Below are 23,604 nucleotides of genomic sequence, written 5' to 3'. Positions count from 1 at the left end.
ACCCCCGAAATGGAGACGCTGAACGAACGCCTCGACCCCTTGGTCGATTACATCATGAAGACCTGCCTGTGGCAGTTCAACTCGCGCGGCTGGGACCGGCTCAGGCAAAGCGCGGGCATCCTCGGCCAGACCTGCCAGATCCTCTGCGGCGAGGAGCCGGTGCACGAGACCGCGCTCGACCGCTGTTACTGGGTCGACGCGGTGATGCTGGCCCGCGCTTTCCGCACCCGCTTTCCCTGGATCGACGATCTGTCCAAGGACGAGATCCGCACCCTGATGACGGCGCTGCACGAAAAGATCGACCACCTCACCGTTCACGGCTCGCTCAACGAAGAGCTGACCGTTCCCCATTACTGAAAGGATCACTCCCATGACATGTCAGATCGTTCAGAAGGAGCGGGACGGGGTCATCAACCCGATCTTCACCTGCCAGCCCGCCGGTGCCCAGTTCGCCGCGATCGGGATCAGGGACTGCATCGGCATCGTCCATGGCGGCCAGGGCTGCGTGATGTTCGTCCGGCTGCTGATCTCGCAGCATCTCAAGGAGAGCTTCGAGATCGCGTCCTCGTCGGTCCATGAGGACGGCGCGGTCTTCGGCGCGCTCGACCGGGTGGAAACCGCGGTAGAGGTGCTGCTGACGCGCTATCCCGAGGTGAAGGTGGTGCCGATCATCACCACCTGCTCGACCGAGGTGATCGGCGACGATGTCGACGGGCTGCTTTACAAGCTCGAGGAGGAATTGCTGCCCGAGAAGTTCCCCGGCCGCGAGGTGCATCTGCTGACGATCCATTGCCCGAGCTTCGTGGGCTCGATGATCACCGGCTACGACCGCGCGGTCCACGACTTCGTCAAGCGCTTCGCCGAGAAGGGCGCGCCCTCGGACAGGATCAACCTGCTGACCGGCTGGGTGAACCCCGGCGATGTCACGGCGCTCAAGCATCTGCTGGCCGAGATGGAGGTCGAGGCCAATGTCCTGTTCGAGATCGAGAGCTTCGACAGCCCGCTGATGCCGGACCTGAGCCGCCAGTCCCATGGCAACACCACCGTCGAGACGCTGCGCGACACCGCCAATGCCAAGGCCACCCTCGCGCTTAACCGCTACGAGGGGGCGAAGGCTGCCGACTATCTGAGGAAGAAGTTCAAGGTGCCTTCGGTGATCGGCCCGACGCCCGTCGGCATTCGCAACACCGACGCCTTCCTGAAATCGGTCAGCGAGGTGACCGGCAAGCCGATCCCGCAAAGCCTGGTGGAGGAACGCGGCATCGCGCTCGATGCCATCGCCGATCTGGGACACATGTTCCTCGCCGACAAGCGGGTCGCGATCTATGCCAATCCCGATCTGGCCATCGGCCTGACCGAGTTCTGTCTCGATCTCGGGATGACGCCGCGGCTTCTGCTGCTGGGCGACGACAATTCGGGCTATGTGAAGGATCCGCGGGTGCTGGCGCTGCAGGAAAGCGCGCCCGATCTGGAAATCGTCACCAATGCCGATTTCTGGGATCTCGAGGACCGGATCAGGAACAGGGGGCTCGGGCTCGACCTGATCCTCGGCCATTCCAAGGGCCGCTTCATCTCGATCGACCATGGCATTCCAATGGTCCGCGTGGGCTTCCCCACCTATGACCGCGCCGGCATGTATCGCCATCCGGTGCTGGGCTATGCGGGCGCCACCTTCCTGGCCGAGCAGATTGCCAACACGCTCTTCGCCGACATGGAGGTGAAGAAGCGCAAGGAATGGATCCTCAACGTGTGGTGAGCAGCGACCGCACGTCCCCTGCCGGGGCGCTCCTGCGGCCCGGCGCCCCCCCCCAACAGGAGAGATCCCATGCAGATTGCCGTTCATGTCGATGACAGTGGCCGGCCCCTCGGCCTGCACGAGCCCGGGTGCCTCCGGATCTATCAGGGCACCGGCACCGGCTGGGCGCTGAGCAGCGAGTTCCCGTTCCGCCTGCCCCGCGAAGAGGGCGTGGCGGGTCTGCGCTGGGCGCTTGGCAGGCTGGCCGAGGAAATCGCGCCCTGTCGGGTGCTGCTGTCGGCCGAGGTGCGCGGCTTTGCCTATTCCTATCTCCAGGACCAGCTGGGCTTTCACGTCTGGAAGTCAGAGGGGCCGCTCGACGGCCAGCTTGCCGCGGTGGCCGAGGGCGAGGACCGGATCGCAACCGAGACCTGCGCCTGTGACAGCGTTCCGGCCGGGGGCTGCGGCAGTTGCGGCCCGGGCAGCGTCCCCGACGCGGCCCCGCCCCCTGTCCCGGTCCAGGACCGCGCCGACGGCACCCGGTTTCTCGACCTCGCCGCAGCGCTGGCCGAGGACCGGCGGCGCAACTCGATGACCGTGCTCGGACCCTTGCTGGCCGAGGCACCGTTCCGCCCGCTCGTGGTCCGGATGGATCATCTGCCGCGCTGGTTCCGGCGCAGTCTGGCCGAGCGCGACCTTGTCTGCGCCGAAGAGCCCCGCGAGGGCGCGCTTTTCGTGACCGTCACCCCCAGGGACAGCCCCGCGCCATGATCCAGCTCCCCAAACCCGCCAAACGCCCCGGACGGAGCGTTCACGTGCTGCACTTCGCCTATGGCATCGAGCTTCATCCCGATGAGATCGCCCGGATGTGCCCCGGCGCCGAGCTTGTCGCCCGCGCCAGCCTGCCCGGTTCCCGGATCGGCTTTTTCGGCCATTCCCGCGTCTGGGACGGGGCCGAGGAGGCGGCGGTGGCCGACCCCGGCGCCGCGCTGCCGGGTGTTCTTTACCGAATGTCCCCGCGCGACGCGGATGCGCTGGAGGCCGCGCGGGGTGTCAGGCTGAACGGCACCGGCATCTACTTCCACCACCCGGCCGAGGTGCTCGCCGAAGATGGCAGCCGGGTCGCGGCGGTGATGCTGATGAAGACCGAACGCCGCGCACCCCGGCCGCCCAGCCGCGAATATCTCGGCCGGATCGCCGACGGCGCCGCATTGCGCGGCCTGCCCGCCGTCCATGTGGCGGCCTTGCGCGCGGTGGCATCGGTGCCCGCGTCGTACCCGGTGCCGCGCCTGGCCGAACTGCCCTTCTCCCTGGCCTGCCAGGATTGCTGACCCTGTTTATCGAAGGATCCGACATGCCCGAAACCGCCCCCAGCGACCGCACCCGCGTCAAACGCTATCACTGGCTTGCGCGCTACGACCGCGAGACCATAGACGCCATCATCGACGCCGCCCTCGTCGCCCATGTCGGCTATCTGATCGACGGCGCGCCGGTGGTCACGCCCACCTGCCCCTGGCGCATCGGCGATCATGTCTACTGGCACGGCTCGGCCGCCAGCCGGATGCTGCGGGCTCAGGCCTCGGGCGTTCCGGTCTGCCTGACCGTGACCCATCTCGACGGCGTCGCCTTCTCGCGCGCGGCCTTCAACCACAACCTGCTCTTCCGCTCGGTGATGGCCTTCGGCAGCACCGAAGCCGTGGAGGGCGAGGACAAGCGCGTGGCGCTGAAAGCCTTCATCGACAAGCTGGCGCCCGGCCTCTGGGACCATGCCCGTCCGCCGACCGAGCAGGAATGGAAGGCTTCGAAGGTGATCCGGATGCGGCTCGACGAGGTCTCGGCCAAGGTCGCTGCCGCCCGGCCTGACGAGGATGCCGGGGATCTGGCAACCGAGCGCTGGGCCGGGCATGTGCCGCTGAGCCTGCAGGCGGGGCCCCCCGTTCCCGACCCGAAGCTGCCCGACGGGATCGCGGTGCCGGGCTTCGTCGCGAGTTTCCGGCTGTAACGGCCCTCCGCACGTCAGTCGCGCGACGTCGCGGCAAGGACCGACAGGAGGTTGTCGTTCAGCTGCCTCGCCGTGGCGCGGAAGGCCCCCAGATGGGGGGCCACCTCCGCCCCGAGGCCCCCGGCGCGCTCGGGCCCCAGCGCCGCCCGGAGGCTGGCCGCATATTCGGGGATCGCCTGCCAGTCGGCGACCGTCGTTTCGGTGATCTCGACATGGTATTGCAGGCCCCAGGCGTGCCGGCCCCAGCGGATCGCCTGGGTCGGACAGGCGGCATTCGAGGCCAGGACCACCGCGCCCTCGGGCAGGGTCCCGATCTCGGCGCCATGCCACTGAAAGCTCTGCATCCGCCGCGGAAGCCCGGCCAGCAGCGGGTCGGCAACGCCTTCGGCGGTCCGGATCACATCGGCCAGGCCGACCTCGGGGTGCGTCATCGGGACGACCTTGCCGCCCAGGGCCTCGGCCAGCAACTGATGCCCGAGGCAGATCCCGAGATACGGTCGCCCCCAATCGACGACCCAGGTGCGGATCGCGTCAAGCTCGGCCCGCATCCAGGGCAGCTCATCCTTCTGCCAGAGATCCTGCGGCCCGCCCATCGCGACCAGCAGATCGAAGGGCGCCATGTCGGGGATCGGATCGCCCGCATCGAGTTCGACGGCATGCCAGCCATGTCCCGCCTCTGTCCAGACATCCCAGAACGCGCCGGGGTGTTCGACATCGAGATGCTGAAAGACGAGGATGTTCATCGGGGCTCCTGAGGCTGACGCTCGACATGGCGGGCAGCAATGCCCGCCACTCCTGGGCGGTTCAGATCTTGGGCGGTCGGATCATCGGGCAAAACGGCGCGCCACCTTTCCGAAATGCGTTATAAAGTAGATGCATATATCTCTTGTCACCCTAGGCGTGGGTGCCGGATTTGCAACCGGCGGATACTGTTGAAAAACTCACTGGAGCATCCAAGGAGTGCCATTTCATGGGAAACGGTTCTGCTTGCGCGTGACCCTGACTTGTAAAAAGTCATTTTCGGCCCGGGTGCAGAACAACGTTCCAACCCAAGATGGCTTCTCGGGCGCAGCGGGTGTTTTTCAACAATATCGGCGGATAGCGGTCCCCGGCCCCGCATCCGCTGGAGACCGGTTTTCTCATCGGTTCGACTGGCGCGTGCCCGGATCTGCAGCGGTGAGAGCTGTCAAGCCGATCTTGACGATCGAGAGTTGACAGGCCAGCTTTCGATCAAGCGCTGAACGGCCGCTATCGGCAGGTCTTGTCGACGAAAAGCGGGCAACCAGCCGCGCGGTGCAAGCTCCGAGCCCCTTGCCGCCATGGCGATCATCGACGGTCAATTCCCGGAGACGCCCTGCTACGGGTAGTGTCGGATGGCCCTCCACATGCAGGGTGAAGGGCGCAACTGCGGGCGTCATCGCGTCAGGCGGCTGATGAAGCCGGTGGTGCAGGGGGGCGGGGCAAGACCCCTGGGCACAAGATATACTCATGTCTTTTGATAGACGTGTCCATCGCGCGGCCCAATCGGGTCTGGTCTGCCGGCATCAGTTGCATCCCGATGCGTCGTGGATTTCTCTCCCTCATGGCCGTCATGGACTGACGTGGCGGGAAACGGTCGAACTGACGGTTGTCGAACACGATGGATGCGCTGGCGAAATACGGCAGGCCGGACATATCAACGCTGATCGGGTCTCACTTCACCGGCATCGCCGTCTCCGGCATGCTGCAAAACGCGAAGGGGAAGGTCGCGATGGACGGGCCCGGCCGCCGGACGAGGCCTGGGGCAGCCGGACACCGCCCCTGAAGATCGCCGTTTGGCATGCAACGGATGGCATAGCCCGGCCCGGCCGCAAAAGGTCGAAAGACCGGACCCACCTCTGCTCGCACCGCGTGTCGGTCATGCCCGGTGCAGCACGAGGCATGGTCAAGGCGTGTAGGGCTGGCCAGCCACTCCTGCGAACAGATCGCAGCATCAAAACCCGGGATCAGACACCTGGCCAGCCAGTTCTTCCCGACACAGGACGTTGTCGGGGCGGATGCCGCCATGCCTCAGCAGCGCATCTCTTTGGGAGAAATACCGAAGCGCTTGCGAAATGCCACCGAAAGATGGGCCGGCGTGTAGCCGACATTATAGGCGACCTGTGCCACCTGCAGGTTCCCGGTCTCGAGCATCTGATAGGCGCGATCCAGTCGCAAAGCCGCGATATATTCGGAAAAGTTCTGTCCGAACATCCGTTGAAAGCCCGATGACAGCTTCCGCCGGTTGAGCCCGACACGAAGCGCCATTTCCGCCAGGCCGGGGGGTGCGGCGAGTTCCTGCTCCAGCAGCTCAGCGGCCCGCTGCACGGCCGCATCCTCGTGCCTTTGCCGGCGCGGCAGTCCCGGGGGTCCGACACGCTCTTGCAGGATGCACAGGGCGCTGGCGGCAAATTCCAGCGCCTGGCTGCACAGAAAGAGGCTTCGCTCCGGCCCTGTGAGATCGCAGTGCCGCAGACGGTTTGCCAGCGAAAGGATGCCCGGCGAGGGAGGCAGCGATTGCAGGCCCGGACCGTTGCCGGGCTGCTGCAGCTGATCCGGAATGTCCCGGCCCGAAAAGGTATCGGGCGGAAGCGCGACCTGGATGTGTCGGATCTCTGTGCCGGGCACGAAGCGTTGCAGCCCCTCATGCGGTTCCCGGTTCCAGATCAGGCACAGACAGGGCACGTCAAAGCGGAGCTGCCGCTGCGCGGGCAGCTTGCAATGAATCTCTCCGCTTTGCAGCAGGATGACCTTCAGGCCCTGGTGAAGCCGTTCGGTTTCCCAACCGGCATCGGCGGCGGGGCGCAGGGTGCCGTGGGCGAGATCGATATCGGACAGGCGGCGGAAGGTCTGGGGGCTGGCAGGCATGTCGCAACTCGGAGCCCGTGGCGGCGGCGAGGGCGGTTTCGGGGTCAGGATCGAAAGAAACAGTCACGCCAGCGAAAGTGCAGGGCGTTGTGACCGGGTCTTGCCCATGGGAGTAGCTAAACTGAGTAAAATTATCAACTAAGGTTGGGTTGGAAATGGTGCGTCCGTTCCTTGAGCGTATCCGGGGGAAATCCGGGGTATATGTGACGACGATTGCGGCGCTGTCCGCACCGGTGCTTGCCCCGGTGCTCGCCACGGCCGGGACGCCCCGAGATGGCGATGCCGTCATCCTCGATCCGATCCTGCTTTTTGCGGAACGCGAGGATGGGCCGGTCACCGGATATGTCGCCCAGAGCAGCAGCACCGGCGGCAAGACCGGGACGCCGATCCTCGAGACCGCACAGACCGTTCACGTGGCCGGACGACAGGAGACGGAGGATCGCGGGGTCGAGACGGTCACGGATGTGCTGGGCTACATGCCCGGTGTCTTCGCGTCCAACGGCGCGGCGTCGCAGCGCTTCGACTATTTCAGCCAGCGCGGGTTTGCGGTCGGACCGACCGGCACATTGCTGGATGGGCTGAGGTCCACGACCCAGCAGTCCTTTATCCGCTATCAGCCGTTCGGGCTGGAGCGGGTGGAGACGCTGCAGGGCCCCGCCTCGGTGCTTTACGGCGCCAATTCGCCCGGCGGGGTGATGAACGCGATCAGCAAGCGCCCCACCTCCGAGCTGCGGCGGGAAGTCGGCCTGTCCTTCGGAAGCTTCGACAAGACGGAGGCCCGGCTGGATGTTTCGGGGCCGCTCGATGCCGAGAACACGCTGCGGGGCCGGCTGGTTGCGCTGCGTCGCGACAGCGGCACCCAATATGATCAGGTGCCGGACGATACCACCTATCTCGCGCCGTCGCTGACATGGGCTCCGAGTGACGATACCAGCCTGACATTTCTCGGGTCCTATTCGAAGGACAAGATCGGGCCGCCGCGCACCTTCCTGCCGATCCAGGGGACGCTCCTGGACAATCCCAATGGCGATATTGCCCGGAATACCTATCTTGACGGTGTCGGGCTCGAGAACACCAACGAGCAGACCAATCTCGGCCTCGAATTCAGCCATCGCTTCACGGATGTCTGGAGCCTCGAGGCCCGCGCGCGCTACACCCGCAACGAGCTGATGACCCGGACCTTTTCCGGGATGTCGCTGGCTTCCGACATGCGCAGTCTGAACCGGACCGCCTATGAGTTCGGCATCGATGGCGATGTCTTCGCCAGCGACATCAACCTGCGCGCGGATTGGGGGCAGGGGCGCGTGACCGGCACCTCCGTCATCGGCCTGTCCTATCGCAAGACGGAGGAGGACTATTACCTCAACTATGGCAGCGCCGCAGATATCGACATCTACGATCCGGTTCATTCGGCGCCCTTCTCCGCGACGACGCCCTTTGCGAGTACCGACCAGACCGGCGAGGATATCGGGATTTATGCGCAAAGCACGATCACCCTGGATGACAGGTTGGTGCTTGATTTCGGTGCCCGGCAGGACTGGTCCGACATCGATACCGACAATCGCCTGACCGGAACCTCCACGCATCAGGAGGACGACGCCTTTACCTACCGCATCGGCGCGACCTGGCTGGCGGGTAACAGGCTGGCCCCCTATGCCAGCTACAGCACCTCGTTCCAGCCCGTGGCCGGAACGGATTTCTATGGCAATGCCTACAAGCCGACCGAAGGCAAGCAGGCCGAGATCGGCATCAAATACGCACCCGAGGGGATGGATGCGCTCTTTTCGGCCGCGCTTTATCATCTCAGGCAGACCAATGTGCAGACCGCCGATCCCGACCAGCCGCTGAACCGCATCCAGACCGGAGAGGTGACCTCGCGCGGGCTCGAGCTGTCGGCCAGTGCCAATATCTCGCCCGCGTTCCGGCTGACGGCGAGCTACAGCGCCAACGATCTCGAAGTCACCGGCAGTACGGATCCCGTTGCGCGCGGGAACCGGCCGACCGGCAGCCCGGAACATCTGGCCTCGCTCTGGGGGCATTACGAGGTCCGGCAGGGGCCGCTGCAGGGCGCGTCCGTCGGGGCGGGGCTGCGCTATGTCGGCGAGACCTATGCCGATGCGGCGAACACGATCACCGTGCCCGATTTCACCCTGGTCGACCTTGCCCTGAGCTATGATTTCGGCGCCCGCGATCCGCGGTTCGATGGCGTTGGGCTCCAGCTGCGTGTCAGCAACCTGTTCGACAAGGAATACTATTCCGGCTGTTCGGCCAGAAGCTGCACCGAAGGCTTCGAGCGCCGCGTCAGCGCCGCGCTGACCTATCAGTGGTAACTCCCCAAAGAAAGAGTGTGACATGACCCCTCTGTCCATGCCGCAAGGGCTGCGGCTTCTTCTTCTCATGCTGATCGTGGCGGTGCCCCTCGGGGCCCGGGCCGAGCCGATCACGGTCACCGACATGACCGGGCGCGAGATCACCCTTCAGGCCCCTGCGCAGCGGATCGTTCTGGCCGAAGGGCGCCATGTTCTGACCCTGGCCCTGGTCGCTCCCGATCCGGTCGGGCGGCTGGTCGGCTGGGGCAACGATCTCAAGCGGTATTCGCCCGAGACCTATGATGCGCTGCGCGACGCCGTGCCTGCCATCGAGGATGTCACCGATCTGGGCGAGCCCATGGCCGGAAACTTCCCCATGGAAACCGTCATCGCGCAGCGCCCGGATCTGGTCATCCTGACCCTTTACGGGCCGCCTCCGGAGGGGCTGGAAAAGCTCGACGCGGCCGGTGTGCCCTATGTCTTTGTCGATTTCTTCCAGAAGCCGCTGGAGCGCACGGTGCCCAGCCTGCGCATCCTCGGTGCGCTGTTGGGAGAGCAGGACCGCACCGAGCGGTTCATCCGGTTCTACGAGGCACATATGGACCGCATTTCCGAGCGGCTTGCCGGGCTTGAGACCTATCCCGAGGTCTTCTTCCATCTTAATCCCGGCGGCGGCGCCTGCTGCTATACCTCCGGCCCCGGAAACATGAGCGATTTCATCGCGGCCGCGGGCGGACGCAATATCGGCGCCGATGTGGTGCCCGGCGCGATCGGACAGATGAATCCCGAGGCCGTCATCGCCGCCGATCCCGATATCTACCTGGCCGGGGGCGGCTCGACCGTCGCGCCCGACGGTCTTCTGATCGGGCCGGGGGTGCCTGACGAGACGGCCCGCCGGACACTTGGGCATGTCTTGCAGGCGCCCGCCCTGTCGCATCTGCGATCGGTGCGGGACGGGCGTGCCTCGGGTATCTGGCTCTTCTTCTTCGACAATCCGCTCTTCGTTCTGGGGGTCGAGGAAATGGCAAAGGCATTCCATCCGGATCTGTTCGCGGATCTCGACCCCAAAGCCTCGCTGGACGAGATCAACCGGACGTTCCTGCCCTTCGATCTGAGCGGCAGCTTCGCGGTCACGCCAACGGGCCAGGGGCAATGAACACGGATGCCGTCAGCGGGTCGGTCGCGCCGCCGGGCGGTCTCTTCGCGGCCCATGACAGCGCGGTCCGGCGCCGCTGCCTGCGGCTGGTTCTGTTTGCGCTCCTGCTGGTCGCGGGGGTGCTGGCGGATGTGCTGACCGGCCCCTCGGGCCTTGCGGTGCGCGATGTGCTGGCCGCCCTGATCGGGCAGGGGCAGGCCGATGCGTCGGTCGGGGTCATCGTCTGGCAGGTGCGCCTGCCGACGGCGATCCTGGCCGTTCTGGTGGGGGCGAGCCTCAGCCTGGCGGGGGCCGAGATGCAGACGATCCTGCGCAATCCGCTGGCCAGCCCGTTCACGCTTGGCCTGTCCTCGGCCGCCTCCTTCGGCGCGGCGCTCGTGATCGTGCTCGGGGTGGCATTGCCCCATGTGCCTGATCGGTTTGCGGTGCCCGCCATGGCCTTTGCCTTCGCCTTTGGCACGGTCTTGCTGATTCAGTTCGTCGGCAACCGGCGCAGCGTGCCCCCCGGCGTCCTGATCCTTTTCGGGATCGCCATGGTCTTCGGGTTCAACGCCCTGGTCGCGGTGATCCAGTTCGTCGCCCCGGCCGATGCCTTGCAGCAACTGGTGTTCTGGACGATGGGCAGCCTCGGACGGGCCGATACGTGGAGCAATCTGCTGTTGGGCGGGGTGTTGCTGGCGGTCATGCCCTTCTCGTTTCGGGCGGCCCGCGCGCTGACGGTGCTCGAACTGGGCCGGGAGCGGGCCGAGAGCCTTGGCGTGTCCTTTGGGCTGCTGCGCTTCGGCAGCCTGCTCCGGGCCAGCCTGCTGGCTGCCACGGCCGTCGCCTTCTCCGGAACGATCGGCTTCGTCGGGCTTGTCGGTCCGCATGTCGCGCGATTGCTGGTCGGGGATCATCACCGGTTTCTGCTGCCCGCCTCGATCCTTTGCGGGGCGGCGGTCATGTCCTTTGCAAGCATCGCGGCGAAACTGATCCTGCCGGGGGTCCTGCTGCCGATCGGGATCGTCACGACACTGGTCGGGTTGCCGGTCTTCCTGCTGTTGCTGCTGCGCCAGTGGAGCCGTTGATGCACGGGCCTGTCGACGGGAAAGGTTCGCCCCTGCAACTCGAGGTTTCGGGCGTGTCGGTCAGGTTCGGCCGCCGCACCATCTTGCGCGACGTCTCGCTTCCTGCCTTGCGCGCGGCAGAGATCACGGCCTTCGTCGGGCCGAACGGTACCGGGAAATCGACCCTGCTCAAGGCAATCGCCGGCGTGGTGCCGGCCGAAGGCAATATGCGCCTGGATGGCGACGACCTGCATGCCCTGTCGCCCGCCAGGCGGATGCGTCGCGTCGGATACATGCCGCAATCGCAAGATACCCGGACGGGGCTTTCGGTCCTCGAAGCGGTTCTCGCCGGGCTCGATCTTCTGATGCCCGGGCTTTCGCGCGCTGAGCGGCGGGCGCGGGCCGCAGGGGCGCTTGTCCGGCTGGGGCTGGAGCCGCTTGCCGGGACCTCCCTGTGCGATCTTTCGGGCGGCCAGCGCCAGCTTGCCGTTCTGGCGCAATCGTTGTCCCACGATCCCGTCGCCCTGTTGCTTGACGAGCCGACCGCCGCGCTCGATATCCGGCACCAGTTCGAGGTGATGGAGGCCTTGCGCGGGATTGCGGCCGGCGGCCGGATCGTTGCGCTTGTCCTGCATGATCTGGCGCTTGCGGCGCAATGGGCCGACCGGATTGTCTTCGTGAAAGATGGCGGCGTCTATGCCAGCGGCAGGACAAGGGACTGCCTGACAGCCGAGAACATCCGCAATGTCTTCGAGGTTGAGGCGGAGGTCCTGCGCGATGCCGGTCATGGCCTTCATATAAACGTGCTCGGACGGCCCGGCGCGGCCTGACGGGGCGGCGGGCTATCATGCGCCGGTGACAGCTTTCACTGCCTGCAAAGGCCAGACTGGAGAAGCCGGACCCCGCGTCGCTCCCTCAAGCCGGCTGGACAACGACACGGGGAAGAGCTGTCGAGAGCGCTATCTTCCATGCGATGGTGACGCCATCGCGGAACACCTGAGGGATTTTCCCGGCGTTATCAGCAGGGTCGGTTTCGAGGACGGCACCATGGCCAGCACCGGTTCTTCGGCCCGCAGGCATGCGACCGTGATATCGTCTGCATGAAGGCCCGGCAGCTCGAGGCAGTGCTCTCGGCGATGCGGAGCAAGACGGATCGGAACGATGCGCGTGGCATGACACAGGTGCGAGAACCGGGCCGTGCTGTCCAGTCCGTATGAAAATCTGGCAGCGCATGGCCTGTGCGCCCTGCAGAGCGCCGGAAAAGCATGGCTTGCAAGGACCACAGACCCATCGAACGAGCTGCGCGCTCGGCTGAAGGCCTGCGGGATCCGGCTGCCGTCCAGCCTTGCCCATGGCTGCGTCGAAAAGGTTGTCAGGCCCCTTGTGATCGCGAGATGATGTCCTGACGAAAGCCCCGGTTCCCCTGCTCGATGCGCGTGCGGCTATCGGCAATATGGCCGCTGAACCCATTATCGGCATTGCGAACCTCTCGCCGCGAGCGTGACTGGATCGAAGGCTGGCAGAAGGCCTATAGCCGGTTCCCGCAAAAAACGTTTTCGACGTGATTTGACGGCGACCGTACCGGAACGGGAAAACTGTCCGACGTCGAAAAGCGAACAACCGCCTCCCTGTCCGGAAACGGCAGCACCAGCATCCAGGCGGCTTGCCGACCGCCAAAAGTCGCTGGTCCAAAGGCAGAGGCCGACTTTCGGCCTCTGCCTGCAGGTCTCATTCAGCCGGTGCAGATACCATCGACCGGAACTCTCCCCGATCCCTGGTCGCGAGACTGACGACGAAGATCGCGAGACATGCGAGCACAAAGCCGGGGATTATCTCGTATACGCCGGTGGCCTCTTTCAGACCGGTGAAGATCCAGAGCCCGACGGTTGCGGCGCCCACCACCAGGCCCGCCACGGCACCGGCACCATTCATGCGCGGCCAGGTCAGGGACAGGATGACCAACGGACCGAATGCCGCTCCGAAGCCCGCCCAGGCATTGGCGACAAGGTCCAGCACCTCGCTATCCGGATCGCCTGCAATCAGCGCGGCGACGGCGCCGACTGCAATCACGGAAATGCGTCCGATGGTCACGAGGGTCTTCTCGGAGGCGCCCCTGTTGAGCACGAGCTTGTAGAAATCCTCGGCCAGGGAAGAGGACGAGACCAGAAGCTGGCTCGAGACCGTCGACATGATCGCGGCCAGAAGGGCTGCCAGAAAGAAGCCCGTGATCAGCCCGGGAAACAGGTTGTCGGCGAGATAGATGAAAATCGTCTCGCTATCCTCGATCACCACGCCGTTGCGCTCCACATAGGCGCGACCGAAGATGCCGACGCCCACCGCACCGACGAGGGCGATGCCCATCCAAGCCATGCCGATATTGCGCGCGGTCGCGACTGCGGCGACGCTCTTCACCGCCATGAAGCGGACGATGATATGCGGCTGGCCGAAATAGCCAAGACCCCAGGCGAGCAGCGAGACGAACCCGATGAGCGTCATGTCGGGGGACCAGAGCTTCAAGGTGAACCCCTCGACCCCGGAGAGCGTCTCCCGGGCCTGGGCGAAGCCGGCGCCCTTCCCGGAATAGAGCACGATCGCGGGCATGATGATCAGCGCCAGCATCATGATCAGACCCTGGCAGAAATCCGTGAGAGACACGGCCAAAAAGCCGCCGACCACCGTGTAGGCCAGCACGACGCCGAGGGTCAGCCAGACGCCGAACTGGTAGCTGCCGTCGAAGGCGCTCTGGAAGAGCTTGCCTCCTGCGACGAGGCCCGAGGCCGTGTAGACGGCAAAGAAGACCACGATGATCACCGCTGAAACCATGCGCAGCGTGGCACCCCGCGACGGGAAGCGATTGGCCAGGAAGGCCGGGATCGTCAGCGCGTTGTCATAGCGTTCGGTCTGTTCTCTCAGGCGCGGCGCCACGACGATCCAGTTGACGAGCGCCCCCAGGAAGAGGCCGATGCCGATCCAGGCTTCGACGAGACCCGAGGCATAGAGGGCTCCGGGCAAGCCCAGCAGCAGCCAGCCGGACATGTCGGATGCCCCGGCGGAGAGTGCGGCGACGGCGGGAGGAAGATTTCGTCCGCCAAGGATATAGTCCTCGGATGTCGCTGTCGATTTTCTATAGGCGTAAATCCCGATCCCGATCATCAGGATGAAATAAGTCGCCAGACTAATGATAGCTCCTATAGACACGTGTTCTCCGATCCCTGTTTATACAATCTTGGGGCCCTATCCGATGCCGCCACGCATAAACAATACGGATCATGGCTTCCGACTGACCTGCCCCTGAACGTTCATCCAGCCGCGATTTGAGCCCGGTTGGTATTTTCGTCGATCGGCGCGGCGAGAGCAATCGCCTGAGCTGCGGCGCTTTCATCTCGTGCAGCGGGGCAGGCGATTTCGGAGATCGGGACCCGCGCGTGATCCGCGGGGGCTGGTCGTCCAAGGCGGAGGGGGCGTTCGGTATTGAACCGCGCCGCCTTGCCCGGAGGGCCAAACCCTCAAAGGATGCCGTCGCATGGACAGGAAGAAGAACACGACGAGCCCGTATCCGGCCGAGTTCCGCGAACGGGCGGTGCAGATGGTCATCGACCCTCTCGACAGCTATGCGTCTTTGACAGGCGCGGTGCGCGACATCGCCGGCAAGCTGGGTTGCTCGCCAGACAGCCTGCGGGTCTTGTACAAGCAGGCTCGGCGTGACAGCGGCAAGGAAGCGGGCCCGACCAGTGCCGAGAAGGCCCGCATCAGGGAACTCGAGCGCGGGAACCGCGAGTTGTGGCAAGCGAACGAGATCCTGAAGAAGGCCAGCGCTTGTTTTGCCCGGGCGGAGCTCGACCGCCCGTTCCGCAAATGACTGGCTTCATTGATGAATTCCGGGAGGAATTCGGGGTCGAGCCGATCTGCCGCGTGCCGCCGGTCGCCTCGTCAACATACCATGCACGGAAGGCCGCCGCACGGGACCCATCGCGGGCATCGCCACGGATGCGGCGCGATGCCGGGTTGAAGGACAAGATCCGGAAGATCTGGTCTGACAACCGCAAACTCTACGGCGTGCGGAAAGTCTGGCATGCCCTGAAGCGGGACAATGTTGCTGCGGCACGCTGCACCGTGGAGCGCCTGATGCGCGCGATGGGCCTGCAGGGCGTCATCCGTGGCAAGAAGGTGATCACCACAAACCCCGACACCACGCGCCCATGTCCGGATGGCAAGGTGAACCGGGAATTCCGTGCCGAGCGGCCGAACCAGCTCTGGGTGTCAGACTTTATCTTTCTACTTAACCTTCTTTCCATGCTATTTTGGGAAAGGAGGAGCCCGCCATGGATGGAACACCGAAAGCGACGAAACCCAAGGCTCGTGACGCGAAGACCAAGATCGCGCAAACCCGCATGAGCGTTCTGGAACTGGCGAAAGAACTCGGCAACGTGGCCGAGGCCTGTCGCCAGCGCGGCATGGACCGCACCAGCTTCTACGAGTGGAAACGTCGGTTTTGGGTTTGAGGGACCGTGGCGCCGGTGGCGCCGCTGCCCCCGAACGGGCGGCGCGCCAGACACGGCGGGACGCTCTGGCACCACGGATCCGGGAAATCTCCGATGCGAGCCACCAGCGATACGGCGCGCCACGCAGTTGCCATTGACGCGCCACTGGTCCGAGCGGCAATGGCGACGCCGAACTTCACGATCAAGGCATCCGGGTGGCCAGGAAGACGGTGGCCAGGCTCATGAAAGATCACGATATCCCTCCGCCGGGCCGCGCCGGGGCCGCCGCGTTCCGCGGACGACCGACAACCGGCACAATCTCGGCATTGCGCCAAACCTGCTGCGGCGGAATTTCCGCGCCGCGGAGCCGGACAGCATCTGCCCGCCTACATCAGCTACGTGCCCACTGACGAGGGCTGGCTTTACCTTGCGGCGGTGAGAAAGACATGGCGACCATGGAGATCGTGGGGTGGTCGATGTCGGACCGCCTGAAAAGCAGCCTCGCGGTCGACACGATGCGCATGGCGCTACAGAACCGGCGGCCGGTCCGGGACTGGTTTGTCACTCCGATCGTGGAGTTCAATACGCCAGCGGATCGAACGGTCCGGGGGGACCGTTCGAAGGCGCAGAACGCGCCGATGGAGAGCTTCTTCGGCTCGCTCAAGAACGAACCGGTCCACCGCACCAGGTTCCGGTCGCGCCAAGAGGCGAAGGCCGCGCCGTTCGAGTACATCGCGATTTTCTACAACCGCCGGCGCCGCCATTCGAGCATCGGTTCCCGCACGCCCGAACAGGCAAGGATCGACATGGCCGCCCTGATGGCCGCATAGTGAACATCACCCCCATCCCGGGATCCGGGGACAAGCTCACGTCCATGCGCGCGCAAGATATGGACTGATTTCGGCTGCCAGCCACCGTTATTCTTCGTGTAACGAACTAGATTACGTGAAACCCGATCTCGGAGGTTCGCCCCTGCTTGGCCTTGCCGCCCGGGGGCGCCTTGTTCCGAGAGGTGGCGGAGTCTGTTGGCTGGCATGCAAGCAGGCCGAGCCGGCCTTGACGGGTCGAAAACTCCGTTCCTGACATGAGATCGCACAAGAAATGCGCTTCCAGTTGATTTGATATGCAGTTCGAGAATGGGGCGCGCGGTTTTGATCCGGCTTTGGGGACGCCTTGTGACATATACTTGATTTGACGAAGTATACCTATAGGTTTGTCGGGTAACCCCGCCGGATCTGTTGCCTCGGCCCCTCCGGATCCGGTGGCGCCAGAGCTTGTTGCGCAACGGCACGTCGCTTCAGCGGCGGGGCAGGCTCTGAGATAGCGGCCAAGGAGACACGAACCGACATGAAAGACATCGCAGCCCCGGACCGGCAGTCCGCCCCCTTTGCCACGGTCGCGGTCCTTGGCGCAGGGTCCTGGGGGACGGCGCTGGCCAGGGTTCTGGTGCGCAACGGCCGCCAGGTCCGGCTTTGGGCGCGTCGCCCTGCGCTGGCCCAGGAGATCGCCGCCACCGGGCGGAATTCGCAATATCTTCCCGATATCGAGCTTGGCGAGACGCTGCGCGCGACCGCCTCGCTGACCGAGGCGCTGGAGGGGGCCGAGGCGGTGCTGATCGTGACGCCCTCGGCCACGCTGCGCGAGATGTGCCGCGCCGCCGCGCCGCACATGCCCGCCGGTATCCCTATCGCGCTTTGTGCCAAGGGGATCGAGCTTGGCTCGGGGCTTCTCTTGTCCGAAGTCGCGGCCGAGGAGCTGCCCGGCCATCCGATCGGCGCGATCTCGGGGCCGACCTTCGCCCGCGAGACCGCGCTTGGCCATCCGACCGCGGCGACCGTGGCCTTTCCCTTCACCTATGCCGACCGGCTGGCGCCCTATTCCAGCCCCGCGGCGCGGATGGCGATGTCGGTGGGCGGGCATGGCTTCCGGCCCTATGTCTCGGACGATCTCGTCGGCGTCGAGGTCGGCGGCGCGGTGAAGAACGTGATCGCCATCGCCTGCGGGATGATGTCGGGCGCGGGCTTTGCCGAGAATACCCGTGCAGCCCTGATCGCCCGCGGCGTCGACGAGATGAAGGTGCTGGCCGAGACGCTGGGCGGGCAGCGTGAGACCGTGACCGGGCTTTCGGGCGCGGGCGACCTGACGCTGACCTGTTCCTCGACCACCTCGCGCAACATGGCGCTCGGCACCCAGCTCGGCCAGGGCATCGCGCGCGCCGACTGTTTCGGCGGCCGCCCGGTCGTGGTCGAGGGCGAGGTCAATGCCCGCTCGGTCGTCGATCTGGCCCGCCGGATCGGGGTGTCGATGCCGATCTGCGAGACCGTCAATGCGGTGCTGCACGAGGGCGCCGATCTCGAACGCAGCTTCTCGGATCTCTGGACCCGGCCGATCGAGGCCGAGCCGCGTGCCCTCACGCTGTCGCTCGACCATCCCGCACCGACCGTTCCCCTGCCTTTCGGAGTGTCCTCATGAACCTTGCCACCGCCCCCCATCCGCCGCTTTCGGATCGCCGCTTCGTGCTGGCAACCGATCTCGACGGCACCTTTCTGGGGGGGAGCGAAGTCGAACGGCGGTGCCTTTACGACTGGATCGAGGCCAACCGCGCCAGCGTGGGGCTGATCTTCGTCACCGGGCGCGACCCGGATTTCATCATGGAGATGTGTGCCGAAAACGGTCTGCCCTGGCCGGAATACGTGGTCGGCGATGTCGGCACCTCGATTGCCGAGGTCCATCCCGGCGAGGCGATCCGGCCGATCCCGGCGCTGGAAGAGGATATCTCGCGGCGCTGGGGCGACAGTGGCGCGCGAGTGCGGGCGGCGCTTGACGGTCATCCGGGGCTGAAGATGCAACCCACCGAGTTCCGCTACCGCGTCAGCTTCGACATGGATGCCGGGGCCTACGACCCGTCGGCCGAGGCGAAGGTCGAGGCCATGGGGCTCGACTGGCTGATCTCGGCCGATCGCTATTTCGACGTGCTGCCGAAGGGGGTGTCCAAGGGCCCGTCATTACGCCGGCTGGTCGCTCATCTGAACATCCCCGAGGGCCGCGTGCTCGCCGCGGGCGACACGCTGAACGATTTGTCGATGCTGGAATGCGGTCTCAACGCCGTTGCCGTCGGCAATTCCGAGCCCGCCCTGATCGAGCGGGTCCGCGATCTCGACCATCTGCACATCGCCCGGGCGCATGGCGCCGCGGGCATCATGGAGGCCATCGCCGCTTTCGATCTTCATGCCATTTCAACAGGAGCCTGACACATGCCTTCGGATCTTGTCATCGTCTATCACCGCCAGCCCTATGAGGAGGTGGAGGAAGACGGAAAGATCGTCCTGCGAGAGAACAAGAGCCCGAACGGCATCGTGCCGACCCTGAAAAGCTTCTTCGGCCGGTTCGACAAGGGCGCCTGGATCGCCTGGAAACAGGCCGAGGACCCGGCCAATCCCGATTTCGAGCGGGTGATCGAGGTCGACGATGCCTTTGGTCAGTATACGGTCTCGCGGCTGCCGCTGACCGCGGAACAGGTCAGCAGCTTCTATCACGTCACCTCGAAAGAGGCGTTCTGGCCGATCCTGCATTCCTTCAAGGAACGCTACAATTACGACCCTGTCGACTGGCCGACCTTCCGCGAGGTGAACTGGATCTTTGCCGAGGCCGCCGCCGCCGAGGCCGCGCCGGGGGCCGTGGTCTGGATCCACGACTACAATCTGTGGCTGGTGCCGGGATATCTGCGCAAGTTGCGCCCCGATGTGAAGATCAGCTTCTTTCACCACACGCCCTTCCCCTCGGCCGACATGTTCAACGTCCTGCCCTGGCGCAAGGAGATCCTGCAAAGCCTGCTGGCCTGCGACGTGGTCGGGTTCCACATCCCGCGCTATGTGTCGAATTTCGTCTCGGCCGCGCGCAGTCTTCTCGATGTAGAGGTGACGGGACGCCAGAAGGTCGAGCCTGAATTCGCGGCCGAGGTGACAGCCCTGTCAGAGCGCAGCGTGCCGACGGAGCTGGAATACGAAGATCGTCGGATCACGGTGCAGGCCTCGCCGGTGGGGGTCGATGCCGATTACATCGATGCGGTCGCCCGGCGCGAGGAAACCGCCAAGCGGGCCGAAGAGATCCGAACGGAAATGGGCGGCGCCAAGCTTCTGCTGTCCGTCGGGCGGACCGATTACACCAAGGGCGGGATCGACCAGCTTCTGAGCTATGAGCGGTTGCTAGAGGCGCAGCCCGAGCTGCGCGGCCAGGTCCGGCTGATGCATGTCTCGGTGCCCGCCAATCGCAACATGACGGTCTACGAGAATATCCAGAACGATCTGGAGCAGATGGCCGGCCGCATCAACGGCCGTTTCGGCAGTCTCGACTGGCAGCCCATCGTGTTGATTTCGCGGGCGATCCCCTTCGAGGATCTGGTGGCCTATTACCGGGCCGCCGATGTCGCCTGGATCACGCCGCTCGCGGACGGCATGAACCTCGTCTGCAAGGAATTCTGCGCCGCGCGGGTCGATGGCGACGGGGTGCTGGTCTTGTCGGAATTCGCGGGCGCGGCGGTCGAGATGGGCGCGGCGCTGCTGACCAACCCGTTCTCGCACCGTTCCATGGACAGCGCCATTGCCCAGGCGCTGGAAATGCCGAAGGCGGAACGGCGCGATCGCATGGCCGCGCTTCGCGACGTTGTCCATCGCCACGACGTGCGCTTCTGGGCCAATCATCAGATGGAGGCGCTGGCCGGCTCGGCGCCCGGGGCGGCTGCCATGCCTGCGGCCTGATCTTGTCCGGGCGGGGCGTCACCCTTGCGGGGCGGCGGCCCCCCCGCCGCGCGCGGGCCGGGTTCTGTATGGAAAGTGCCGCGATAGGCCCGGGAAGGTCGTCCCTGGCCTCAGCTTCCCGATTGCGAACCGCGAGACATGATCTCGCGATAGCCAGGCCCCCGGGCGAGGCCACAAACCGATGGGGATCGCGCAGCGTCACACGCGATCCCAGGCCCGGGTCAACATCGTTCAGAAATCGAGATTGGCCACGCTCAATGCGTTTTGCTGGATGAACTCACGCCGGGGCTCGACCACGTCGCCCATCAGCTTGGTGAAGATGTTGTCGGCCTCGGCCACATCCTCGACCCGCACCTGCAGAAGCGTCCGCGCCTCGGGGTCGAGCGTGGTTTCCCAGAGCTGTTCGGGGTTCATCTCGCCCAGCCCCTTGTAGCGCTGAAGCGTCAGGCCCTTCTCGCCCTCGGACAGGATCGCCTGCAAGAGTTCGGAAGGGGCGTGGATCGGCTGATCGCGATCCTTGCGGATCAGTCTGGCCGGGTGCTGGTAGATTTCCTGCAGCTTGTCCGTGAAGGTCCCGAGCCGGGCAGCCTCGGCCGAACGCAGGACCTGGCCGTCGAGCACTCGCACCTCTTCGACGCCGCGCACCACGCGCGAAAAGCGCATGCCCTTGTCCTGGGTAGGCCGGCCGATCCAGCCGCGTTCATATTCAAGCGCGATCAGATCGAGCCGCCGGGCCACCGCATCGGCGGTGCCCTGCAGGTCGGCGTCGATCTGGCCGGGCCGGAACGCCCCGGCAATGGCGGCCTGCTCAAGGATATGGGCAGGGTAATGGGTCGGGAAAGCCTGCAGGATGCGGCGCAGATGACGCGCCTCCTCGACCACCCGGGCAAGGTCCTTGGCGACGATTTCCTCGCCATCGCCAAGCCGCAGCACCGCCCCGTCGATGCCCATCTCGACAAGGTAATCCTCCAGCGCGGCCTGGTCCTTCAGATAGACTTCGGACTTGCCGCGCGCGACCTTGTAAAGCGGCGGCTGCGCGATGTAGAGGAAGCCGCCCTCGATCACCTCGGGCATCTGCCGGAAGAAGAAGGTCAGCAGAAGCGTCCGGATATGCGCGCCGTCGACATCGGCGTCGGTCATGATGACGATCTTGTGGTAGCGCAGCTTCGAGATGTCGAACTCGTCCCGCCCGATGCCGGTGCCGAGTGCGGTGATCAGCGTTCCGATCTCCTGGCTCGACAGCATCCGGTCGAAGCGGGCACGCTCGACGTTGAGGATCTTGCCCCGAAGCGGCAGAACCGCCTGATTGGCCCGGGCCCGACCCTGCTTGGCCGAGCCGCCGGCGCTGTCGCCCTCGACGAGGAAGATCTCGGACTTGGAGGGATCGCGTTCCTGGCAATCGGCGAGCTTGCCCGGAAGCGAGGCCACATCCATCGCCGTCTTGCGCCGGGTCAGTTCGCGGGCCTTGCGCGCCGCCTCGCGGGCCAGCGCGGCCTCGACGATCTTGCCGACGATGCTGCGGGCCTCCTGCGGATGTTCCTCGAACCATTCGGCAAGCTTTTCGTTCACCAGGCTCTCGACTGCGGGCCGCACCTCGGAGCTGACAAGCTTGTCCTTGGTCTGGCTCGAGAATTTGGGGTCGGGCACCTTCACCGACAAGACGCAGGTCAGCCCCTCGCGGGCATCGTCGCCGGTGAAATTCACCTTCTCGCGCTTGGCGATGCCGCTCGACATCGCGTAATTGTTGATGGTCCGGGTCAGCGCCCCGCGGAACCCCGCCATGTGGGTGCCGCCGTCGCGCTGCGGAATGTTGTTGGTGAAGGGCAGGACGGTCTCGTGATAGCCGTCGTTCCACCACATCGCGACCTCGACACCGATCCCGTCGCGTTCACCGGTCATGAAGATCGGTTCGGCCATCACGGGCGTTTTCAGCTTGTCGATGTAGCGGACGAATTCGCGGACGCCGCCCTCGTAGCACAGCTCGACGCGCTGAGGCTCGGCCCCGCGCTCGTCCTCGAGCACGATGCGCACGCCGGAATTGAGGAAGGCCAGTTCGCGCAGCCGGTTCTCGAGCGTCTTGAAGGAATAGTCGAGATTCGAGAAGGTCTCGGTCGAGGCCATGAAGCGGACCTCGGTTCCGCTGCGCCCCCCGGACGGGCCGACCACGCTCAGATGCTCGGTGGTATCGCCATGTTCGAACCGGGCGACATGTTCATGCCCCTCGCGCCAGATCCGCAGCTCCAGCCAGTCCGACAGCGCGTTCACCACCGAAACGCCCACGCCGTGCAGGCCGCCCGAGACCTTGTACGAGTTCTGGTCGAATTTGCCCCCGGCGTGAAGCTGGGTCATGATGACCTCGGCCGCCGAGACACCCTCTCCCTCGTGGATGCCGACCGGAATGCCCCGCCCGTTATCGCTGACCGAGACGCTTGAATCGGCGTGGATTTTCACGGTGACGGCGTCGGCATGGCCCGCAAGCGCCTCGTCGATGCCGTTATCGACCACCTCGTAAACCATGTGATGCAGGCCCGAGCCGTCGTCGGTATCGCCGATATACATGCCGGGCCGTTTACGGACCGCTTCCAGGCCTTTGAGAACCTTGATGGAATCGGCGCCGTACTCTTCGGCAGCCCGTGCGTTGTCGACCATGTGCAGGATCCTTTGTTCGTCACGGGTTTTATAAGGTGTCGTGGTGGGATTGTCACGCAGCGGCCACAAGATTTGGTGTCATGCGACGGGAAACATCCGCCCGACCGCGATCGGCATCGTGCCCGCGCCGCGATTGACCCGGCGCAGCGCCCGGGCACGGGGTGAAGCGCGCAGCACGGCGATGCAAAGCGCGAGAACGAGGCTGGAAAATCGGGGCAGCAAGAGGGCCAGCACCGCGCTTGGGAAAAGCGCGCCAGATCAGCCGGGCCCTCCCGTGCTTGTGATGGGGAAGCAGGCGGGGGCGGGTGGCGCCGGGGACGCAGGCCCGGAAGGAATATCGGTCGGGGCCGGAGTTTCCTGTCGGCTGGCATGACCCGCAATCTCCTCAAGGGGCCGGTGCGCAGAGGGCCGCCCCCGCCCCCAAGGTGCGACTGCCCCGGGGCGGCTCCCTGGCCCGACAGGCGCCACTGTCGCCCCGGCGTGCGGGGCTTCGTCGGGCCGAGGTCCGGTCCCGGTCGTCGCAATGCCATGTCGATGGCCGGAAGCGGGCAGAAGCAGGCCGGGCAGGGGCAAGATCGCTGCT

Annotated in this window: 22 protein-coding genes, 2 pseudogenes and 1 other annotated feature; of the genes and pseudogenes, 17 read left to right on the top strand and 7 right to left on the bottom strand. The window is 65.4% G+C overall.

Translation table 11 applies throughout. The features are described from left to right. Positions 1-9: 9 nt before the first annotated feature. The 5 genes from anfG to B5V46_RS16710 all read left to right on the top strand — a co-directional run bounded on the left by anfG (position 10) and on the right by B5V46_RS16710 (position 3,737). A complete protein-coding gene (anfG, locus tag B5V46_RS16730) occupies positions 10-357 on the top strand; it encodes a Fe-only nitrogenase subunit delta (protein WP_080617651.1) in 348 nt (115 codons plus the stop codon). A gap of 13 nt (positions 358-370) precedes the next feature. After that, positions 371-1,756, top strand: coding sequence for a Fe-only nitrogenase subunit beta (gene anfK, locus B5V46_RS16725; protein WP_080617650.1), 1,386 nt, complete (start codon positions 371-373; stop codon positions 1,754-1,756). A 69-nt stretch (positions 1,757-1,825) separates the two neighbouring features. Further along, positions 1,826-2,506 carry a Fe-only nitrogenase accessory protein AnfO gene (anfO, locus tag B5V46_RS16720; protein WP_080617649.1) on the top strand — a complete coding sequence of 227 codons (681 nt, stop codon included), beginning with the start codon at positions 1,826-1,828 and terminating at the stop codon, positions 2,504-2,506. A gap of 44 nt (positions 2,507-2,550) precedes the next feature. After that, positions 2,551-3,066: a gamma-glutamylcyclotransferase family protein gene (locus tag B5V46_RS16715; protein WP_231119159.1), complete on the top strand. Its 516-nt coding sequence runs from the start codon at positions 2,551-2,553 to the stop codon at positions 3,064-3,066. A gap of 23 nt (positions 3,067-3,089) precedes the next feature. Further along, positions 3,090-3,737, top strand: coding sequence for a pyridoxamine 5'-phosphate oxidase family protein (locus tag B5V46_RS16710; RefSeq protein ID WP_080617647.1), 648 nt, complete (start codon positions 3,090-3,092; stop codon positions 3,735-3,737). Positions 3,738-3,751: 14 nt separating this feature from the next. On the opposite strand, the gene B5V46_RS16705 is transcribed toward B5V46_RS16710, so the two are convergent. Next, positions 3,752-4,480: a type 1 glutamine amidotransferase gene (locus B5V46_RS16705; protein WP_080617646.1), complete on the bottom strand. Its 729-nt coding sequence runs from the start codon at positions 4,478-4,480 to the stop codon at positions 3,752-3,754. 396 nt (positions 4,481-4,876) lie between these two features. Further along, positions 4,877-5,077 carry a hypothetical protein gene (locus B5V46_RS19980; protein ID WP_155774106.1) on the bottom strand — a complete coding sequence of 67 codons (201 nt, stop codon included), beginning with the start codon at positions 5,075-5,077 and terminating at the stop codon, positions 4,877-4,879. A 299-nt stretch (positions 5,078-5,376) separates the two neighbouring features. Between B5V46_RS19980 and B5V46_RS20280 the strand changes: the two genes are divergently transcribed. Then, positions 5,377-5,541 (top strand): hypothetical protein, encoded by a 165-nt coding sequence (locus B5V46_RS20280; RefSeq protein ID WP_196774277.1) that lies wholly within the window; start codon positions 5,377-5,379, stop codon positions 5,539-5,541. Positions 5,542-5,786: 245 nt separating this feature from the next. Here B5V46_RS20280 and B5V46_RS16700 read toward each other — a convergent pair whose 3' ends face one another. Then, positions 5,787-6,623, bottom strand: a complete 837-nt coding sequence (locus tag B5V46_RS16700; RefSeq protein ID WP_080617645.1) for a helix-turn-helix domain-containing protein — start codon at positions 6,621-6,623, stop codon at positions 5,787-5,789. Between the two features lie 203 nt (positions 6,624-6,826). Between B5V46_RS16700 and B5V46_RS16695 the strand changes: the two genes are divergently transcribed. The 4 genes from B5V46_RS16695 to B5V46_RS16680 are packed head-to-tail and all read left to right on the top strand — an operon-like array spanning position 6,827 to position 11,964. Then, complete coding sequence (locus B5V46_RS16695) at positions 6,827-8,953, top strand: TonB-dependent siderophore receptor (RefSeq protein ID WP_196774276.1); 2,127 nt, start codon at positions 6,827-6,829, stop codon at positions 8,951-8,953. A gap of 22 nt (positions 8,954-8,975) precedes the next feature. Next, entirely contained in the window at positions 8,976-10,088 is a 1,113-nt protein-coding gene (locus B5V46_RS16690; protein WP_080617643.1) for an ABC transporter substrate-binding protein, read from the top strand. After that, complete coding sequence (locus tag B5V46_RS16685; protein WP_080617642.1) at positions 10,085-11,155, top strand: iron ABC transporter permease; 1,071 nt, start codon at positions 10,085-10,087, stop codon at positions 11,153-11,155. The genes B5V46_RS16690 and B5V46_RS16685 overlap by 4 nt, the downstream gene beginning before the upstream one ends. Continuing rightward, complete coding sequence (locus tag B5V46_RS16680; RefSeq protein WP_080617641.1) at positions 11,155-11,964, top strand: ABC transporter ATP-binding protein; 810 nt, start codon at positions 11,155-11,157, stop codon at positions 11,962-11,964. The genes B5V46_RS16685 and B5V46_RS16680 overlap by 1 nt, the downstream gene beginning before the upstream one ends. A gap of 898 nt (positions 11,965-12,862) precedes the next feature. On the opposite strand, the gene putP is transcribed toward B5V46_RS16680, so the two are convergent. Next, positions 12,863-14,332 (bottom strand): sodium/proline symporter PutP, encoded by a 1,470-nt coding sequence (gene putP, locus B5V46_RS16675; RefSeq protein ID WP_080617640.1) that lies wholly within the window; start codon positions 14,330-14,332, stop codon positions 12,863-12,865. A gap of 101 nt (positions 14,333-14,433) precedes the next feature. Continuing rightward, positions 14,434-14,619: pseudogene (locus B5V46_RS20925) on the bottom strand (IS3 family transposase); the annotation flags it as partial. 38 nt (positions 14,620-14,657) lie between these two features. Here B5V46_RS20925 and B5V46_RS16670 point away from each other — a divergent pair. From B5V46_RS16670 to ggpS, 7 genes and pseudogenes are all read left to right on the top strand, one after another. After that, the gene (locus tag B5V46_RS16670; protein ID WP_080617639.1) at positions 14,658-14,993 is read left to right on the top strand and encodes a hypothetical protein; all 336 of its coding nucleotides are present in this window, start codon (positions 14,658-14,660) and stop codon (positions 14,991-14,993) included. Further along, positions 14,948-15,064: a sequence feature (AL1L pseudoknot), on the top strand. (Overlaps the previous gene by 46 nt.) After that, a complete protein-coding gene (locus tag B5V46_RS16665; protein WP_080617638.1) occupies positions 14,990-15,529 on the top strand; it encodes an IS3 family transposase in 540 nt (179 codons plus the stop codon). Its footprint overlaps the feature before it by 75 nt. Before B5V46_RS16670 ends, B5V46_RS16665 begins: the two co-directional genes overlap by 4 nt. Beyond that, positions 15,457-15,627, top strand: a pseudogene (locus B5V46_RS20920) (helix-turn-helix domain-containing protein); the annotation flags it as partial. The gene B5V46_RS16665 and the pseudogene B5V46_RS20920, both read left to right, overlap by 73 nt. 434 nt (positions 15,628-16,061) lie before the next feature. Beyond that, positions 16,062-16,445: an IS3 family transposase gene (locus tag B5V46_RS16660; RefSeq protein WP_080617637.1), complete on the top strand. Its 384-nt coding sequence runs from the start codon at positions 16,062-16,064 to the stop codon at positions 16,443-16,445. Between the two features lie 517 nt (positions 16,446-16,962). Further along, complete coding sequence (locus B5V46_RS16655; RefSeq protein WP_080617636.1) at positions 16,963-18,087, top strand: NAD(P)H-dependent glycerol-3-phosphate dehydrogenase; 1,125 nt, start codon at positions 16,963-16,965, stop codon at positions 18,085-18,087. Next, a complete protein-coding gene (locus B5V46_RS16650; RefSeq protein ID WP_080617635.1) occupies positions 18,084-18,866 on the top strand; it encodes an HAD-IIB family hydrolase in 783 nt (260 codons plus the stop codon). The genes B5V46_RS16655 and B5V46_RS16650 overlap by 4 nt, the downstream gene beginning before the upstream one ends. Before the next feature lie 3 nt (positions 18,867-18,869). Further along, on the top strand, positions 18,870-20,372 hold the full coding sequence (gene ggpS / locus B5V46_RS16645; RefSeq protein ID WP_080617634.1) for a glucosylglycerol-phosphate synthase: 1,503 nt from the start codon (positions 18,870-18,872) through the stop codon (positions 20,370-20,372). A gap of 231 nt (positions 20,373-20,603) precedes the next feature. On the opposite strand, the gene gyrB is transcribed toward ggpS, so the two are convergent. Beyond that, a complete protein-coding gene (gene gyrB / locus B5V46_RS16640) occupies positions 20,604-23,021 on the bottom strand; it encodes a DNA topoisomerase (ATP-hydrolyzing) subunit B (protein WP_080617633.1) in 2,418 nt (805 codons plus the stop codon). 78 nt (positions 23,022-23,099) lie between these two features. Continuing rightward, a complete protein-coding gene (locus tag B5V46_RS19970) occupies positions 23,100-23,255 on the bottom strand; it encodes a hypothetical protein (RefSeq protein ID WP_155774105.1) in 156 nt (51 codons plus the stop codon). Positions 23,256-23,604: the final 349 nt, after the last annotated feature.

Origin of the sequence: Rhodovulum sp. MB263 (assembly GCF_002073975.1) — a bacterium.
Classification (GTDB): domain Bacteria; phylum Pseudomonadota; class Alphaproteobacteria; order Rhodobacterales; family Rhodobacteraceae; genus Rhodovulum.
The sequence above is the reverse complement of the archived record's forward strand: the minus strand, read 5'-3'. Positions and strand labels throughout refer to the sequence as shown.